This is a genomic window from Halobacterium sp. CBA1132, assembly GCF_001485535.1.
Taxonomy (GTDB): domain Archaea; phylum Halobacteriota; class Halobacteria; order Halobacteriales; family Halobacteriaceae; genus Halobacterium.
This window is the reverse complement of sequence record NZ_BCMZ01000001.1, coordinates 917888-934647: the sequence shown is the minus strand read 5'-3', so window position 1 is coordinate 934647 and position 16760 is coordinate 917888. Positions and strand designations below refer to the sequence as shown.

At 67.6% G+C, this 16760-nt stretch carries 16 protein-coding genes; 5 read left to right on the top strand and 11 right to left on the bottom strand.

Translation table 11 applies throughout. From position 1 onward, the window contains the following. Window positions 1-20: 20 nt before the first annotated feature. Window positions 21-968, bottom strand: a complete 948-nt coding sequence (locus AVZ66_RS04855) for a PGF-CTERM sorting domain-containing protein (protein WP_058982345.1) — start codon at window positions 966-968, stop codon at window positions 21-23. 79 nt (window positions 969-1047) lie between these two features. Here AVZ66_RS04855 and AVZ66_RS04850 point away from each other — a divergent pair, with 79 nt between their 5' ends. Both AVZ66_RS04850 and AVZ66_RS04845 read left to right on the top strand, forming a co-directional pair. Next, entirely contained in the window at window positions 1048-2112 is a 1065-nt protein-coding gene (locus AVZ66_RS04850; protein WP_058982344.1) for a hypothetical protein, read from the top strand. A 102-nt stretch (window positions 2113-2214) separates the two neighbouring features. After that, a complete protein-coding gene (locus AVZ66_RS04845) occupies window positions 2215-2406 on the top strand; it encodes a hypothetical protein (protein ID WP_058982337.1) in 192 nt (63 codons plus the stop codon). A 16-nt stretch (window positions 2407-2422) separates the two neighbouring features. Here the strand turns inward: AVZ66_RS04845 and AVZ66_RS04840 are convergent, their stop codons facing one another. The 8 genes from AVZ66_RS04840 to AVZ66_RS04805 form a co-directional block, all read right to left on the bottom strand. Continuing rightward, window positions 2423-3331, bottom strand: coding sequence for a hypothetical protein (locus AVZ66_RS04840; RefSeq protein WP_058982335.1), 909 nt, complete (start codon window positions 3329-3331; stop codon window positions 2423-2425). A 66-nt stretch (window positions 3332-3397) separates the two neighbouring features. Next, window positions 3398-4747 carry a hypothetical protein gene (locus tag AVZ66_RS04835; protein WP_058982333.1) on the bottom strand — a complete coding sequence of 450 codons (1350 nt, stop codon included), beginning with the start codon at window positions 4745-4747 and terminating at the stop codon, window positions 3398-3400. Between the two features lie 81 nt (window positions 4748-4828). Beyond that, entirely contained in the window at window positions 4829-5671 is an 843-nt protein-coding gene (locus tag AVZ66_RS04830) for an MBL fold metallo-hydrolase (protein WP_058982331.1), read from the bottom strand. 269 nt (window positions 5672-5940) lie between these two features. After that, entirely contained in the window at window positions 5941-6339 is a 399-nt protein-coding gene (locus AVZ66_RS04825; protein ID WP_058982329.1) for a YlbF family regulator, read from the bottom strand. Between the two features lie 56 nt (window positions 6340-6395). Further along, on the bottom strand, window positions 6396-7211 hold the full coding sequence (locus AVZ66_RS04820; RefSeq protein WP_197407727.1) for an ABC transporter permease: 816 nt from the start codon (window positions 7209-7211) through the stop codon (window positions 6396-6398). After that, entirely contained in the window at window positions 7204-8106 is a 903-nt protein-coding gene (locus tag AVZ66_RS04815; protein ID WP_058982328.1) for an ABC transporter permease, read from the bottom strand. Before AVZ66_RS04815 ends, AVZ66_RS04820 begins: the two co-directional genes overlap by 8 nt. Beyond that, window positions 8106-9233 (bottom strand): ABC transporter ATP-binding protein, encoded by a 1128-nt coding sequence (locus tag AVZ66_RS04810; RefSeq protein ID WP_058982327.1) that lies wholly within the window; start codon window positions 9231-9233, stop codon window positions 8106-8108. Before AVZ66_RS04810 ends, AVZ66_RS04815 begins: the two co-directional genes overlap by 1 nt. A 15-nt stretch (window positions 9234-9248) precedes the next feature. After that, on the bottom strand, window positions 9249-10379 hold the full coding sequence (locus AVZ66_RS04805) for a PotD/PotF family extracellular solute-binding protein (protein WP_197407726.1): 1131 nt from the start codon (window positions 10377-10379) through the stop codon (window positions 9249-9251). Between the two features lie 155 nt (window positions 10380-10534). Here AVZ66_RS04805 and dph2 point away from each other — a divergent pair, with 155 nt between their 5' ends. After that, the gene (gene dph2, locus AVZ66_RS04800; protein ID WP_058982326.1) at window positions 10535-11572 is read left to right on the top strand and encodes a diphthamide biosynthesis enzyme Dph2; all 1038 of its coding nucleotides are present in this window, start codon (window positions 10535-10537) and stop codon (window positions 11570-11572) included. A gap of 3 nt (window positions 11573-11575) precedes the next feature. Here the strand turns inward: dph2 and AVZ66_RS04795 are convergent, their stop codons facing one another. Continuing rightward, window positions 11576-13798 carry a PAS domain S-box protein gene (locus AVZ66_RS04795; protein WP_058982324.1) on the bottom strand — a complete coding sequence of 741 codons (2223 nt, stop codon included), beginning with the start codon at window positions 13796-13798 and terminating at the stop codon, window positions 11576-11578. Window positions 13799-13912: 114 nt separating this feature from the next. Here AVZ66_RS04795 and AVZ66_RS04790 point away from each other — a divergent pair, with 114 nt between their 5' ends. Together AVZ66_RS04790 and AVZ66_RS04785 are read left to right on the top strand one after the other, a co-directional pair. Next, window positions 13913-14299 carry a hypothetical protein gene (locus AVZ66_RS04790; protein ID WP_058982322.1) on the top strand — a complete coding sequence of 129 codons (387 nt, stop codon included), beginning with the start codon at window positions 13913-13915 and terminating at the stop codon, window positions 14297-14299. A gap of 51 nt (window positions 14300-14350) precedes the next feature. Continuing rightward, a complete protein-coding gene (locus tag AVZ66_RS04785; RefSeq protein WP_058982320.1) occupies window positions 14351-14971 on the top strand; it encodes an METTL5 family protein in 621 nt (206 codons plus the stop codon). Here AVZ66_RS04785 and AVZ66_RS04780 read toward each other — a convergent pair. Further along, the gene (locus AVZ66_RS04780; RefSeq protein ID WP_082678770.1) at window positions 14962-16731 is read right to left on the bottom strand and encodes a rhomboid family intramembrane serine protease; all 1770 of its coding nucleotides are present in this window, start codon (window positions 16729-16731) and stop codon (window positions 14962-14964) included. The two genes, AVZ66_RS04785 and AVZ66_RS04780, sit on opposite strands and share 10 nt — an antisense overlap. Between the last annotated feature and the right edge of the window lie 29 nt (window positions 16732-16760).

The window sequence follows — 16760 nt, the reverse complement described above, 5'->3', positions numbered from 1 at the left end:
AGAAAGCCGGGGTCGCGGCACTACCGCCGGGCGAGCGCGGCGAGCGTGAGGGCGACGAGCGCGACGACGACGCCGAAGCCGGGGACCGCCGAACCGGACTCGCCGGTGGTCGCGTCCTCGGCGTCTGTGGCGGTCGCGGTGGGCGTGACCACGCCGTCGTCGCTCGTGGGCGTGCGGACGACCGGCTCGCTCGGCGTCGACACCTCGTCGACCTGCCAGACGAGGAAGTACGTGCTCACGGGGCTGTCGCCGGCGCGCACGAGCGAATCGTTCGCGGAGAATTCGCCGTCACCGTTGTCAGTGTACAGTTGCGCGTAGAGGCCGACCGTGGATTGGTTCTCCGAGAAGACCGAAGGGTCGATGTCGACGCTGACGTTCTCGGTGGCGCCCGCAGTGAGCGCCTTCGTGCCGACGACGCGGCCGTCCGTCCCCGAGTCGGTGCGGAGCACGACGAATCCGTCCTCAGGGAGGACGACGCTGTCGACGGTCGCAGTCGCGGTGGCTGTCTGCTGGGCTTGCGCGCGCTCGGCGACCACGCTCGCCGGTTCGTCGCTCTTTTCGAGTGTCACCGACTGGCCGGTCGACGCGCCGAACGCCGACGCGCGCTCGTCCACGCCGGGGTCGAACTCGCCGTTCTGGTTGCGGTCCGCGTGGAAAACCACCCACAGCGACCCGTTCGCTGGCCAGTCGGCCCACACGTCGGCGTCCATCTCGACGGGCACGTTCTGTTGGAAGGCGTCCTCGAAGTCGACCCGCGTGTGGCCGACAGGGGCGCCGATGTCGCCGTCGTCGGTCGCGCGGTGGAGGACGACGAAGCCGTCCGTGAGCGGGCGGACGGCCTCCACGACGACGGTGCCGTCCGCTGAGTGCTGGCTGTCGACCTCGACGTGGTTGCCGTGCGCTGCGACGGGTGTGGCGGACGCCACGAGTGCGAGCGCGAGGAGGGCGGCGAGGGCGGCGCGACGCATACGGCCGTCTACCCGAGACGCGAGGTTAACGCTTCTGGACACCGGGAAACCTATTGTCCAGCCGAACGCGAGCGGGAGTATGCGCCGCCGACGGTTCCTCGCGCTCGGGTCGCTCGCCTCCACGCCCCTCCTCGCCGGCTGCGTGAGCGACACCACCGACGACGCCACGACAGCACCGCCCGCGACGACCGACCGGACGACGACCGAGAAGCCAGACGGGGTCTACGTCCAGCCCTTCGAGGAGCGGATGGCGATGCAGGGGACGACGACCGTCGGCGACTACACGGTCGCGCTCATGTTCACGGTGCCGCACACGTTCTGGACGCTGACCAACGAGGACGTCTCGAAGACGGCGAAGGAAGCGGCGGACGACCTCCACCTGATGGCGGTCGTCTGGGACGCCGAGACGGAGACGGTGCTGCCGGCCGCGGCCGTCTCCGTGGAGCTGGAGCGCGGCGAGTACCTCCAGCAAGAAGTGCTGTACCCGATGCTCTCCCAGCCGATGGGCTCGCACTACGGCGACAACTTCGCGCTGGACGGCGACGGCGCGTACACCGCGACCGTCTCTATCGGCGCCACCGCCCCGCGCAAGACCGGCGCCTTCGATGGGCGCTTCGAGAGCGTGGAGAGCGCCGAGATGACCGTGGAGTTCACTGAGGAGACACGCGCGCGAGTCGGCGCCACGCCCATCGAGGAAGCCGGCGAGCCGGGCGCGCTCGCGCCCCGGGACACCAGCTACCCGAAGTCGATTGCGCCCGCGCCCGACGACCTCCCGGGGACGGTGCGCGGCACCGCGGCCATCGACGACGCCTACTACGTCGTGACGGACCTCGCGGACGCCGAGCGCGTCGGCAGCCCCGAGCAGGCGTATCTGGCGGTGTCCGCGCGCACCCGGTACAACGGCTACGAACTCTCGTCGATGGCGCTGGACGCGACGCTCGTTCGCGACGGCGAGACGGTCTACGAGGGAACGCTGTCGCGCACGCTCAGCCCGGACCTCGGCCTCCATTTGAGTGCCGCGGTGCCGAGCGTCGAGTCCGGCGACGAACTCACGCTGTCGGTGCGCCAGCCGCCCCAAGTGGGCCGCCACGAAGGCTACGAGACGGCGTTCCTCGACACGGCGTCGGTGACGCTGACGCTCTAAGCGTACGCGCCGAACTCGCGGCCACCGGACCTTCGTGCTGGCCGTCGAAGCCAACGGCATGACCGGGCCACATCCGTCGAAATACGAGTAGAGGACGCGAAGGTGTACGTCCGTGAGGAGGGCGAGGCCGCCGAAGTCACACACATCGGCGTCGAACACCCGGACATCAACGAGACAATCGAGCCCGGGGAGAACACGTTCGTCGGCGGGAAGGACGGCGGCGTCTTCGTGGGGCTGAAAGACGAGATGCTGGAGCGCGCTCGCGACTACCTCGCCGAGCGGAAGTCGGAGTGAGTGTCGCGGCAGACGGCTACTGCGGGGGAATCGCGGTCTCGTCGGCGTCCGCGGCGAGCGCGCGCTTGACCGCCTGCACGCCCTCGCCGCCGGCCTCGGACTGGTTCTCCATCAGGACGGTCTCGCTGGGGAACAGGCGCTCGCCGACTTCGAGGCCGTGCTCGCGGGCCGTCGACCCCGTGACCGTGAGGTAGACGCCGACGCCGACGTCGGCGATAGCGGCCTCCTCCTCGCGGCCGGCGTCGGGGTAGACGAACTTCACGCCCTCCGTGGCGTCCGTACCGAGGACCGCACGAACGAGGCGCTCGTAGCGCGGACTGATGCAGACCTCGCCCTCGTAGGCGGCGAGGAACGCGCGGTCGAGTTCGTCGGCACCGACGGACTGTCTGGCGGCGGGCGTCGCCAGCAGCGTGTGGTAGACCGTGTCCCCGAGCCCCGAGATGACGCGGACGTCCGTGTCGTGGGGGTCGATGCGGTCGTTCAGGTCCGCGATGGTCGAGAGCGGTTCGGGCTCCAGCTGGACGACCTCTTCGAGCACGAGGTCGGCGCTGTCGAACCCGAGCGCGAACTCGTGGGTGCGCAGCGCGCGGAACGGCTCCTCGCGGCCGACCAGTTGGACGGGCGTCCCCTCGACGTCGAGGGTCAGCGAGTCGAAGACGACGCGCCGGGGTTTGCCCGCGCGAGCGTCCCGCAGCAGCGTGAAGTCCGGCTGGTGGGGCTCGGCGGGCTCGCTGTACTCCGCGAGCCGCTCGTAGACGCCGCGCTCGGCGGACTGCTCGTCTTTCGTGACGGCCTTCTCGTAGCGCAGCGTCGAGACCACGTCGTCGGCGACCGAAGTCGCGTCGGCGCGAGCGGCGAATCTGTCGAGTACGGCTTCCAGCGGCCGCCCCTTCCGCGGGACGGCGACGCGCACCGGCGCTGTCATTGTCGAGTAGAGGCCGCGGGCGCCGAAAACGGTTGTGATTCCCCCAGCCGGGCGGCTGCGGCGGCGTTACGCGCCGAAGACGTCGGAGAGCTGGCTGCGCCACTCCTCGATCTCGTCGACGTGGTCCTCGAGGTCCTCGAGGTCCTCGCTGACGTCGTCGAGGTCGTCTTCGAGTTCGTCGACCTCCATGACGGCGTCCTCGGTGTCTTCGAGGCGCTCGTCGATTGCGTCCACGTCCCCGCGGAGGCGTTCGACGTCCTCGTGGAGGTCGTCGACGGCGTCGACTTCCGCTTCGACGTCCGCGACGCGCTCGCGGAGCTGCTCGCGGTCGCCCGCGGCGTCCTCGACGCTCGCTTCGACCTCGCCGAGCTCGTCGTCGAGGTCGTCCAGCGCCGCGGACAGCGAGGCGACCTCGTCCTCGACGTCGCTGACGAGCTGCTGGGCGGTGCCCTCCTCGTCGAGGAACTCCTCGAGGGCGTCCGTGTACGCCTCCAGTTCGGAGACGCGGCTCTGGAGGTGCTCGATTTCGACCTGCGTGCTGTTGGGGACGCCGCCGAAGGCGTCCTGCAGGGTTTCGAGGTCGTCGTCACTGACCTCGTCGTTGCGGATGGCCTCGGCGAGCGTCGCCACGAGGTCGCCGGCGTCGAATCCGACCGACGACGGCGCGGGCTCCGGTTCGAGTTCCGCGGGCTCTTCGGTGTCGGCTTCCTCCTCGCCGAATCCCTCGGCTTCCGGCTCTGCGAGGGGTTCCTCGTCGTCAGCGTCCGGTTCGGGCTGCTCGCCGCCGAACCCCTCGGACTCGGGTTCGGTCGACGGCTCCGGCTCCGCCTCGAACGCTTCGTCCTCGGTGTCCAGCTCCTCGTCGTCGCTCGGTTCGTCGCCGAGGTCGACGTCGCCCTCGAGGATTTCGGCGTCCTCCTCTTCGAGGGACTCGATGCTGCCCTCGATGTCGGCTTCGAGGCCGGCCTCCTCGGCGTCGTCTTCCAGCCCCGGCACCGTGTCGCGGTCCCCGCCGGCGAGTTCACGGACGACGTCCGTGGACTCCGGCGGTACCACGTCGTCGATGTCCTCGCCGTCGAGTTCGACCGTCGGCGCGGAGAGGAACGGCGTCTCGTCTTGGCCTTCCTCCATGCGGACGCCGTAGACCGTGGTGAACGACTCGCCGGGTTCGATTTCGCGCTCGAAGCGAACGACGCCGTCGCCGCTGGCCGTCCAGTGTTCGCTGCCGTACTCGGGGTGGAACCCGATCTGGTCGATGCCGAACTCGTCGGGAATCTCGTCGACAATGCGGAGCGTGACCGCGTCGTCGCGGGAGGAGTCGACGTCGAAGGCGACCGCCGGAACGGGGAAGTCCTCGGCGTTGAAGAACTTGCTGACGGTGACGCCGTCGGTCTCGACGACCGTCTCGTCACTCATCGGAACCACCCGCGGGTTGGTCGTGCATACGACCACGTACGCGGACGAGGACTTAAATTACCCGCCGACTCCCGTTGCCAGTTACTCGCCTGTCACGTCTACGCGGTCGCCGATTTCCACGATGTCTAGTCGCTCCGGGTACTCGAAGGAGTTGGCGTGGTGGTGGAGGGCAGTGGGGTCCGCGGTCAGGCCCTTCCACATGTCCCAGTGAGAGGGCAGCAGGCGGTCGAACTGGAGGTCGTTGGCGGCCTCGATGATTTGGTTCTCGTCGTTGTACCAGCGCGTACGTTTCGGCACGCGGGTCTGCTTGTCCGGGACCATGCCGACGGTGCCGAACGCCAGAATTCCGAGATCGATGTCGTACTCGCTTCCGAGGCGCTCGAAGTCGTCGCTGGGCTTGGTGTCGCCGCCGTGGAAGATAGTGCCCGCGTCGTGCTCGATGACGTACGAGACGGGGTGGGTGGCGTCCGGGTCGTGAGCGGGTTCGACGTGGACCGTGAACTCGCCGACCTCGAACGTGTCGCCCTCCTCGACCTCGTTGTACTGGTCGGTGTCGAGGGCGTAGTTGTCGTCCCACGACTCCTCGCCGCGCGCCACCGTCAGCGAGTCGTCGGGCGCGTAGAACTGTGCGCCGGTCTCGGCGAGAATCGGCGCTTGACTCGGCCCGTGAACGTGGTCGACGTGCTCGTGTGTCGCGAACACAGCGTCGGCCTCCGTGACGTCGCGTGGGTCGAACGGCACCGGAATCATCCGAATCGTGCGCGGCGGGTCACCCGTCCCCAGATAGGGGTCGATGAACAGCGTCGTCCCGCCCTCGCCCTTGAGCACGAAGCCGTTGCAGCCGAGATACCAGACCGCGACGCCGTCGGGGTTCGCCGCTTCGACGGCCGTCGGCAGCCAGTCGCCCCAGTCGGAGTGAACCATATCCCGTCGTGGGTCGCGCAACCCCTTAGCGTCCCGGGGTTCGCGACGCGGCGGCGGACGCAGGCACGGCAGATGCACGTGCTGCAAGGCGGGGACTACGGTGAGGAAGGGACTGCCGCGAGCCGAACACGGGTACCGACGAGCCGTACTCGTACTACGTGCTCACGGACCTCGGACACATCGTCCTCACGCACGGCGTGAAGACCGGCATCGAGACGCTCGCGGCCGAAGAAGCGACAATCAGCGAGAAGTACGACGAGTAGCGGTCGCTAGTCCTGACAGCACGCGCCGGACTCGCCGACGAAGTCGACGTCCAGCGGCTCCGAGATGAGGTCGTTGAGGAACTCGAATTTGGCTTCCAGTTCGTCCTGTGCGTCGAGGTGGTCGGCCATCACGGGATGGTCGTGGAGGCGGTTCTGCGCGTCCTCGACCTTCTTCGCGTCCTCCTGCGTGGCGTCGCCGGTCTGTCGCGCGAGCATGAACTCCTGGCGGAGGTCCTCGAAGTCGTCGATGAGATTCTGGACTTCCTCGCTGTCCTCGACGGCGGCCTTCGTCTCCTCGTAGCGCTGGTACTCGGGGGACTCCTCGATGGCTTCGCCGAGCTGGCGCGCGATGTCGTCGGCGTTGGTGGTGCCAGTCGCAGCCGCGGAATCGGAATCGACGCTCATACTTCGCGGTTCGGGCTCGGACGGTTTGAAGGTGCCGGAGCCGGCGGGCGACCGACCTACAGCTGGTCGGCCAGCCACTCCATGTTCATGAGCGCCGTGGAGACGAGCACGGCGAGCACGGACGCCAGGATGAGGAACGTCGAGACGACGCTGACCATCGGCGTCAGCGACTGCGTGAGCTGATTCCACGCCAGCACCGGGATGGTCCGCGTGCCGAACCCGGTGAGGTACAGCGCCATGATGAACTCCTGGAGGCTGATGATGAACGTCACCAGCGCGGAGATGATGACGCCGTGTTTCACGTTCGGCAGGACGACGTGGTAGAACGTCTGGTGGGGTCGCGCGCCGAGGTCCATGCCGGCGTCTCGGAGGTTCCAGTCGAAGCGGGAGAACACCGACTGCATGATGAAGAACGCCAGCGGCGTCGCCCACAACGCGTGTGCGAGAATGACCTGCACGTAGTCGCTGCCGATGCCGATGGTCTCGAAGTAGATGAGGAAGGTCAGCCCGAGGACCACCGGCGGGATGAGCAGCGGCAGCAACACGATCGGAACCAGGACGTCCGCGAGCCGGCTGTCCGATTGATTGACGGCGAGCGACCCGGCGACGCCGAGCACGGTCGAGACCGCTGACGCGCCCACGCCGATGACGAGGCTGTCGACGACCGCGCCGAGCCAGCGCGGGCTCGAGAAGAACTGCGCGTACCACTTCGTGCTGAACCCCTTCGGCGGGAACTGCAGCAGGTCAGCCTGCTGGAAGGACGTCACGAAGACGACGGCGATGGGCAGCAACATCAGCGCCAGCACCGTCCAGTAGCCGGCCTGGAACAGCAGGTCTTCGACGCGTTCGCGGGTCAGGCCGTTCTCAGACATCGCCGACACCTCCACTGCCGCCGAGCAGGCGGAACGCGGCCAGCGAGACCACGAGCATCAATCCGAGCATGACCACCGACAGCGCCGCGCCGAACGGCCAGTTGAACTGGTTGAGCATGATTTGTTCGACGTACATCGCGAACGTCGTCTGCTGGCCGGACCCGAGCTGCGAGGGTGCGGCGTACGCGCCGACGCTCCACGCGAACGAGACGACGGTCGCGACCGCGATTCCCGGGAGCACCTCGGGTAGCACGACTTCGACGAACGAGCGCGGCCGGGACGCGCCGAGGTCGCGGGCCGCTTCCACGACCGCCCAGTCGATGGTCGAGAGCACGCTGTAAATCGAGAGGATGCTGTACGGAACGACGATGTACACTTGGCCGACGACGGCGCCGAACAGCCCCGGCGCGAACGAGATTGGCGTCGAGATGACGCCGAGCGAGAGCAGGACGTTGTTGAGCACGCCGTCCGGCGAGAGGAGCGGCCGCCACGCGTACGTCTTGACGACGAGCGTCGTCAGCAGCGGGAGGACGACGGCGAACAGCAGGATGGAGCGCTTGAATCCGTCGGCGCGGTAGACGGCGTACGCGTAGAACAGGCCGATAATCACGGACAGCACCGTGGCGATGACGGCGAACTTGAACGAGAACAGGAGGATGTCGTGTAACAGGTCCGACCGGAGGACTTCCTGGTAGGACGCGAGTGTCCACGCCGACTCGTAGAAGCCGTTCGGCGACTGTGCGTTGAAGCTCATCCGGAGGAGGATGCAGAACGGAACGACGAAGAACGCGACTTCGAACAGCGTCACTGGCACCAGGAGGAACAGCGCCGTGGAGTCCTGGTCTTTGATGCGCTCGCCGAACCACGTGAACACGGAGTCGACGTGACCCGCCATCAGGTTCCACCTCCGCCGACGCGGTCGCCCGCCGAGAACAGGAGGAGGTCGGTCGGGTCCCACGTGACGCGGACGCGGTCGCCGACCTCGAAGTCGGTCTCCGCGCCGACACTCTGCTCGAAGAAGACGCTGCTGTCGCCGATTTCGACGTAGAAGCGGACCGAGGAACCGCGGTAGAGGACGTCCGTGACGGCTCCGACGAGTTCGTTCGTGAACCCGTCGTCGTGAGCGGCCGCGTCGGTGCCGTCGCTCTCGGCGGGCTCGATGGTCAGAATCTCCGGGCGGAACGAGACGGACAGCGGGTCACCCGGTTCGAGGTCGTCGGTCGGCGTCGGAACCTCGATCGTCGTGCCGAACTCGACGTCGGCGACCACGCCGTCGGCGGTCAGCTCGTCGACGGTCGCCGAGACGAGGTTCGTGTCACCGAGGAACTCCTCGACGAACTGGTTGTTCGGGTCGTCGTACACTTCCCGCGGCGCCCCGACCTGTTCGAGTTGGCCGTCGTTCATGATGCCGATGCGGTCGGCGAGCGTGAACGCCTCGTTCTGGTCGTGGGTGACGTGGACGAACGTGGTGTCGACTTCCGCCTGGATGTTCCGGAGTTCGAGTTGCATCTGCTCGCGGAGCCGTTTGTCGAGATTCGACAACGGCTCGTCGAGCAACAGAACCTCCGGTTCGACGGCGAGCGAGCGCGCGAGAGCGACGCGCTGCTTCTGTCCGCCGGAGAGGTCCTCCGGGTCGGCGTCCTCGAACTCTCCCATCTCGACGATGTCGAGGACGCGGCGGGCTTTCGCGAGTCGTTCGTCCTCGTCGACGCCGTCCATCTTGAGGCCGAACGCGACGTTCTCGGCGACGGTTTTGTGCGGGAACAGCGCCCACGACTGGAAGACGATGGACGTGTTCCGGTCGTAGGCGGGCGTGTCGGTGACGCGCTCGTCGCTGATGTAGACGTCGCCGTCCGTCGGCGTTTCGAGGCCGCCGAGCATCCGTAGGGTCGTCGACTTCCCGCACCCGGATGGGCCGAGGAGGCAGAGGAGCTCCCCGTCCTCGACATCGAGGTCGAGGCCGTTTACTGCGGTCAGGTCGCCGTACTTCTTCGTCAGGTCGTCGAGGGTGACTGTTGCCATTGTGTTCACCGGGCGTCAGCCCTGCGTCTTCATCGTCTGGAACTTCTCGGAGAACGTCTCGGAGTACTCCGCGAGGTCGTCCCACTGGGGGATGGCGTACTGCTGGGCTTCCTCCGCGTTGGACGGCAGGTACTCGCCGAGGTCGCCGGCGTACTCCATGTCCTCGGTCGTGAACAGCGTCGGTGACTCCTCGGACCACTTGCTCTGGACTTCGGGGTCGAGGAGCATGTTGATGAACTCCTCTCCGAGCGTGCGCTGGTCGGTGCCGCGGACGACCGCCCAGTTGTCGAGGTAGGCGGCGTTCGCGGACGGCATCGCGAAGTCGATGTTGTCGTGGTCCTCGATGTCGTAGTAGATCTGGCCGAAGTACCACTGCGCGGCGTCGATGATGCCGTTGTCGAACTGCTGCCAGACGTCGGTGCCGGAGGACGCCCAGCCCTCGATGGGCCACGTTTCGAGGGTGTCGAAGATGTCCTCGTGGTACTGCTCCTGGTAGAGTTCCTGCGCGCTGGGCGCGGCGTCGGTGCCGACGCCGGCCGCGAGCAGCGGGTAGATCCAGAACCCGGAGTCGACGCCGACGCCGCTGGATTCGGTGACCGTCGACCCCGTGAAGTCACTCCACGTCTCGACCGGCTCGTCGAGGTCGTTCCGGTAGAGGATGGACAGCGGCGCGCCGTCGACCGGCGCCCCGTACTCGATGGGGCGGATATCCCGGTAGTAGGGGATGACGTTCTCGATGTTCGGGATGTTCTCGTCGTATCGGAGCGGCTCGAACAGCCCCGATTTGCGGCCGTTGTAGTAGATGGGCTCGCACGTGACCGTCACGTCGTAGGGCGGGTCGTCCGGCGGTGCGGCCTTGATGTTCGCGAGAATCTCGTTCCAGCCGAAGTTCACGCGGAGTTCGGCGTCGAACCGGGATTCGAAGATCGGCTTGATGGCGTTCTCGAAGCGCTCGCCGTAGTTCCCGCTCCACGCAGTGACACGGAGGACGTCCTGGCTGCTGCCGCCGAAGAGGCTCGTACAGCCCGCGAGAGCGCCCGTCGATGCGGCGCCGACCGCGCCGAGGAATCCTCGGCGCGAGGGCATCGAGTGGCTGGTATCACTCGAACGCTGTGCGTCGCTGGAACCTCGTTCAGTGTCGGACACACCCCAGCAAACAGCATGTCACAGAAAAGCCTTGCTTGCTCGGGTCGAGATTGTTGTGACGGGTTCGCATGCCACTGCAACGCGTATGCGAGTGGACTGCAGTCGAACCCGTGAAACCGCCGAGGTTAAACGACCGAAGCCAGTATCGGAGTGCAATGAGTCACGAAGAGACACGTTCGGCCGGAGACCTCCGGAACACCGGACTCTCCCTGAAACACGACCGGACGTGGGACTACGAACTCGACCGCATCGTGGACGCGGTCGAGGAGCGCGACGCGGAGAAGGTCGGCATGCAGTTCCCCGAGGGGCTGAAGCGAAGCGCGCCCGGGGTCGCCGACGACCTCCGCAAGCTACTCCCCGACGACACGCGCGTGATGATTTCGGGCCAGCCGTGTTACGGCGCCTGCGACCTCGACACGTACATGATGCGGCGGACGGACGTCTTCGTTCACTTCGGGCACTCCCCGATGAAGGAGTCCGAGAAAATCATCTACGTGCCGCTGTTCTCGAACGTCGACGTCGAACCCATCATGGAGCAGTCCCTCGAAGAGCTGGACATCGGCGACGTCGGCCTCGTCACGACCGCCCAGCACATGAACCTCTTCGAGGACATGAAAGAGTGGCTGGAAGCCCGCGACTTCGACGTCCACACGCGGAAGGGCGACGACCGCCTCACGCACGAAGGCCAAGTTCTCGGTTGTAACTACGCGAGCGCGGACATCGACGCCGACCAAGTGCTGTACGTCGGCGGCGGGAAGTTCCACCCGCTCGGTCTCGCGATGGAACACCCCGACAAGAAAGTCGTCATCGCGGACCCCGTGAACAACACCGTCGACGTCGCGGACACGGAGAAGTTCCTCAAGCAGCGCTACGCCACCGTCCACAAGGCGATGAGCGCCGAGAAGTGGGGCGTCATCTTCTGTACGAAAATCGGGCAGGGTCGCTGGGACCAGGCGAACGAAATCGTCGAGAACAACGACAACGCCTACCTCATCACGATGGACGAGGTGACCCCGGACCGCCTCCGGAACTTCGACATGGACGCGTTCGTGAACACGGGCTGTCCGCGCATCACGACCGACGACGGCCCGCAGTTCCACAAGCCGATGCTGACGCCCGGCGAGTACGAGATTGCGGTGGGCAACAAGCCCCTCGAAGACCTGTCGTTCGACACGTTCCACGGCACCTGGTGAGCGCTACGCGACGCGCTCGACGCCCGTAATCTCGAAGCGCGTGCCGCCAGTTTCTCCGTCGGTGACTTCGACCGCCCAGCCGTGGGCGTCCGCGAGTTCCGCGACGATGCTGAGTCCGAGTCCGGTCCCGTCGTCGTTCGTCGAGTAGGCGTACTCGAAGACGCGCTCGCGGTCCCCGTCGGGAATGCCGCGGCCGTCGTCTTCGACGTAGAAGCCGTCGTCGAGAGCGCCGACGCGGACCGTCACGCAGTCCTCGGGCGGGTTCGCGGCGGCGTGTTCGACGGAGTTCCGGAAGAGGTTCTCCAGTAGTTGGGCGAGGCGGCCCTCGTCGGCGCGCACCGTCAGTTCCGCGTCCGCGACGAGCGTCGCGGCCCGCGTCTCCACGGACGCCCACGCGCGCTCGGCGGCAGCGTCGAGTGCGACGTCGTCGAGGTCGGTCGCCGTGCGTCCCTGCCGGGCGAGCGCGAGGACGTCGTCGATGAGCGCGCGCATCCGGTCGTGGGCGTCGGCGACCGTTTCGAGGCGTTCGCTGTCGTAGCTCTCACGGGCGATTTCGAGGTTCCCCTCCGCGACGTTCAGGGGGTTGCGGAGGTCGTGGCTGAGGATGTCCGCGAACTCCTCCAAGCGGTCGCGCTCGCGGCGGAGCGCGCGCTCGCGTTCCTTGAACTCGGTGACATCGCGGGTGACACCGACGAGGTGCGTGACTTCGCCGTCGATGATGACCGGGGAGACGGTCCCGGAGACGGCGACGTCGCCCGCGGGGAACTCGAACACTTCCTCGAACTCCACGGGCTCGCGGCGCTCGTAGCACTGGCGGTGGTACGACGTCGTCTTGCGGCTCAGGCTCTCGTCGAACGCGAACGCTTCGGTCTCGGTCTGCCCACGGATTTCGTCCGCGTCGAGGCCGCTCATCGACTCGTGTGCGGGGTTGAGCTGTCGGTAGACGAACTCCACGTCGTCCCCGTCGCCGAGGACTTCGAGGAGGAAGAGACCGTCTTGGGCGTTCTCGAAGACGGTCTCGTACTGGCGCTTGAGGCGGCGGAGTTCGGCTTCGCGGGCCTCGCGTTCGCTGACGTCGCGGCTGATGGCGAGGAACTGTGGGCCGCCGCCGACGTCCAGTTTCGCGAGGTGGACTTCCACGGGGAACGTCGACCCGTCGGCGCGCTCGAACTCGGCGTCGAAGCGCTGCACGCCGCCGTGGTCCATCTTGGATTCCATCGCTTTGACGCCCTCGGGTTCGGCCATCGTGTCGATGTCCCAGACGTTCATTCCGACGACTTCGCGGCTGTCGTAGCCGAGTTCGTCGCAGAACCGCTGGTTCGCGTCGACGATGGTGCCGGTGGCGTCGTGGATGTTCACCATGTCCGGGGAGTTCTCGAACAGCGCCCGGAAGCGCTCGGAGGTGCGTTCGAGGCGTTGCTGGCGCTCGTGTTGCTGCGTGATGTCGGTGATGAACCCCTCGATGCCGCGCAGGTCGCCGTCGGCGTCGTAGATGCCGCGCCCGCGCTCCCAGACGTGCTTCCGGTTGCCGCCCTGCGTGTGGATGCGGTACGTGACCTCGAAGGCGGCGTCGTCGGCGAGTGCGTCTTGGACGACCTCCCACATCTCCTCGCGGTCGTCGGGGTGGATAACCGCTTCTCCCCAGACGACGTCGCCGGATTCGAGGGCGTCGGCGGCGTAGCCCGTGAGTTGCTCGCACTCGCCGCCGACGAACTCCATCGGCCAGTCGGGGTCGTTCCGGCAGCGGTACACCATCCCGGGGAGGTTGCTGATGAGGGTTTCGAGGCGGCGGTTGCGTTCGTCGAGCGCGCGCTCGGAGCGGCGTTTCTCGACGGCGTTCTGCACGCGGTTCGCGAGCACGGTGTACTGTTCGGTGCCGCGTTGCTTCTGGAGGTAGTCGGTGACACCCGCTGAGATGGCGTCGCTGGCGACCTCCTCGGAGCCTTTCCCCGTGAACAGCACGAACGGCAATTCGGGGTGGTCTTCCCGGACGACTTCGAGGAACTCGATGCCGTTCTGCTCGGGCATGTCGTAGTCGGAGACGACGCAGTCGACGTCGTGGTCGGCGAGGTGGTCGAGTGCGTCGGTCGTGCTGGTGACTGTAGCGACGTCGAGGCGCTCGTTGACGCGTTCGAGGTACGTGCTGGCGAGGCCGCCGAACGCCTCGTCGTCGTCGACGTGGAGGACGCGAATCGACTCGTTGGTCGCGTTCGTCCCGCCGTTCATGCGCTCACATACGTGCGCGCCAGCAAATAACGACGGGGTCGGGCACCCCCCAATAGAATTACTACTGTGCATTAGCAAACCTTTTTGTATTTCCCCCATGTATGTGTGAGCAGCATGAGCACGTCACGCCGAACCAGCCCCATCGAGGGCTGTCGCCCCACCGACTCCACTCCCGTAACCGTCGACGCCGACACCATCGCCGACGCGTCTCGCGAAGACCTGCGCGCGCTCGCCGACGACCTCGCCGACGAGGGCTACGTCCCCGCGGAAGTCACCGTCGACGCGGCCTTCGACGAGGACTGCTCGCTCGCCACCCAGCGCGAAGCAGACCGCCTCCGCGAACTCGTCGAGAACGCCGCGTTCCTCGGCGCGAACCGCCTCACTGTCGACGTACGTGAGGCCGCCGCCCCCGAGAAAGTCCGGCCCGCCCTCTCCGCCGTCGCCGAGCGCGCCCGCCGGGACGGCCTCGCCGTCGACGTCGACGGTCTCTCGCTGAACTGACTGTCTCGCCGTGACGGAGCTTTCTTCGCCCCCCGAGCCGTCCGCTCGGATATGAAGCGCGCGCTCGAACAGCGCCTCTCGGCGGTCGACGGGTTCGACGACCCGAGCGCCGCGCTCGAACAGTACCCCACGCCCGCCGACCTCGCGGCTCACTTCCTCCACCTCGCCGACCTCCACGGCGACCTCGCCGGCCGCACGGTCGCCGACCTCGGCACCGGCACGGGGATGCTCGCGCTCGGCGCCGCCACCCGCAACCCCGAGCGCGTCCTCGCGGTCGAACGCGACCCGGACGCCCTCGCCGTCGCGCGCGAGAACGAACCGCGCGTCGAGCCGAGCGTCGCCGTCGACTGGCTGCTCGGGGACGCGACGCGACCGCCGCTGGCGAGCGTCGACACGGTCGTGATGAATCCGCCGTTCGGCGCGCAGCGCGGCAGCGAACACGCCGACCGCGCGTTCCTCGCCACCGCCGCCGACATCGCGGGCGTCTCCTACTCGATTCACAACGCCGGCAGCCAGTCGTTCGTGGAGTCGTTCGCCGCCGACGAGGGCGGCGAGGTGACCCACGCGTTCGCCGCGGAACTGGACGTCGCACAGCAGTTCGAGTTCCACACCAGCGAGCGAGAAGTGCTGGACGTCGAAGCGTTCCGCATCGAGTGGGCGGGCTACTCGTAGGACTCCCGGCTCGCGATGCTGATAGTCGTGTTCTCGTGCTCGGCCAGCACACGGCTCCCGTTGCGCACGAACGTCAGCCCGCCCGCATTAGTGGTCTCGTTCTGCTGTGGAATCGCCGTCGAGTCGACGACGCGCTCATCGCGCAGGACGTCGAGGTCGAAGCCGCCGCTGCTCGCTGTCACGCGCACCTGTCGCCCGGCGACAACCGGGTCCGCGGTGGCGTTGTCGGAGCTGTAGACGTGGCGGGTCGCACTGTCTGGCGGCGTGACGTAGACGTTGTAGACCGGGCTGGCGCCCGCGGGCACCCAGCCGCGGCGGTGGACGCCGACGGACTCCTGCCAGCCGACGCCGCCGACGGTGACCGACTGGTCGCCGTAGAAGCCGAGGCTGCCCGCGCTCACCTCCTCGGTCCAGATTTCGCGCTCGGGGCTGGCGACGATGACGCCGCTGGCGGAGACGTTCGTCGCCTGCGAGAAGTACGGGACGTCCACGCCAGCGACGCGCTCGTTGGTGACGTCCTCGGCGTAGGTCACCTCGTAGCCGCGGACCTCGACGGGGTCGCCCGGGAGGTCGGCGTCCGCGACGGTGGTGAGGTTCACCGGCACGGCGACCATCGACATCGTCACGACGGGCAACAGCAACACCACGAACGCGACCTTCCGCGTGGAGACGTCGCCGAACAGCGTGCTCGTGTCGGCGCGCACGACCGCAGTCAGGAGGGCGGCGAGCGCGACGACCAACAGCACGCCGAGCGCGCGGAAGAGCACGTACTCGTCGACGGCGCCGTACCACCACACCGCCCACAGCGACATCGACGCCGCGAACACGACTGACCCGAACCAGATGCGGGCGGCCGACGGCCGGTTCCGGCGGCGGACGACGAGCGCGGCGGCGAGCACGGCGCCGACGAGGAACCCGAACAGGTGGCCCTGCACGGAGATACCCGCCCACCACGGCGAGGAGAACGACGGCGACGCGGAGGCGTACGTAATCGGGTCGTTGACGGCCGTCCACAGCAGCGACAGGACTTCACGAGCGGAGACCGCCAGCACGGTCGCCAGCGGGAAGCGCACGAGCGCGAATCCCGCGAACGCGTACACGACGCCGGAGAAGCCGATTGTCGCGCCCCACGAGAACACGCCCGTCAGCAGGCTGACGCCGAAGACAACCGCGGGGAAGACGACGAGCGCGCGGACGTAGGGGTTGGTCCGCCACGACCCGAAAGAGGTCTCGCCGCGCTCGGTCGGGTAGTGTGAGAACGCGTACTCCGCCAGCGGCGCGAGCGCGACCGTCGCGATGAGATTTCCCGTAACGTGGCCGAGGCTGGCGTGCGCGAACGGGGACGTGACGATGCCGACGGGGTAGAAGTACGACCACGAGACGAACGGCACGACCAGCGGTCGTCCGGTCGCGCCGAACTGGACGACGAGGTAGAACGCGGCGACGGCGGCGACGACTAAGAGCGTCCCCCACGGAATCCCGAACAAGAGTCGACTGCGGACGCGCCGGACCGCAGCGCGGCCCTCGCCGACGGAGAGCACACCGACGCCGGTCGCGGCGAGCGCGACGACGGCCGCGTACGCGGCGGCGGTCCAAATGTCGAGCAGTTGCAGCGCCGCAGCACCAGCGATGCCGACGAGCACGGCGACGGGTGCGACGCGAGCCAGCGCGGAGAACCGACGAAACCGCGGCACCGCGGCAGTCACCGCGAGGAGCGCGAGTGTCGTCGCGGCGACGACGACCACCGGCGAGACGTTCATACGTCCACGTGGCTCGCGCCGGCGGCATA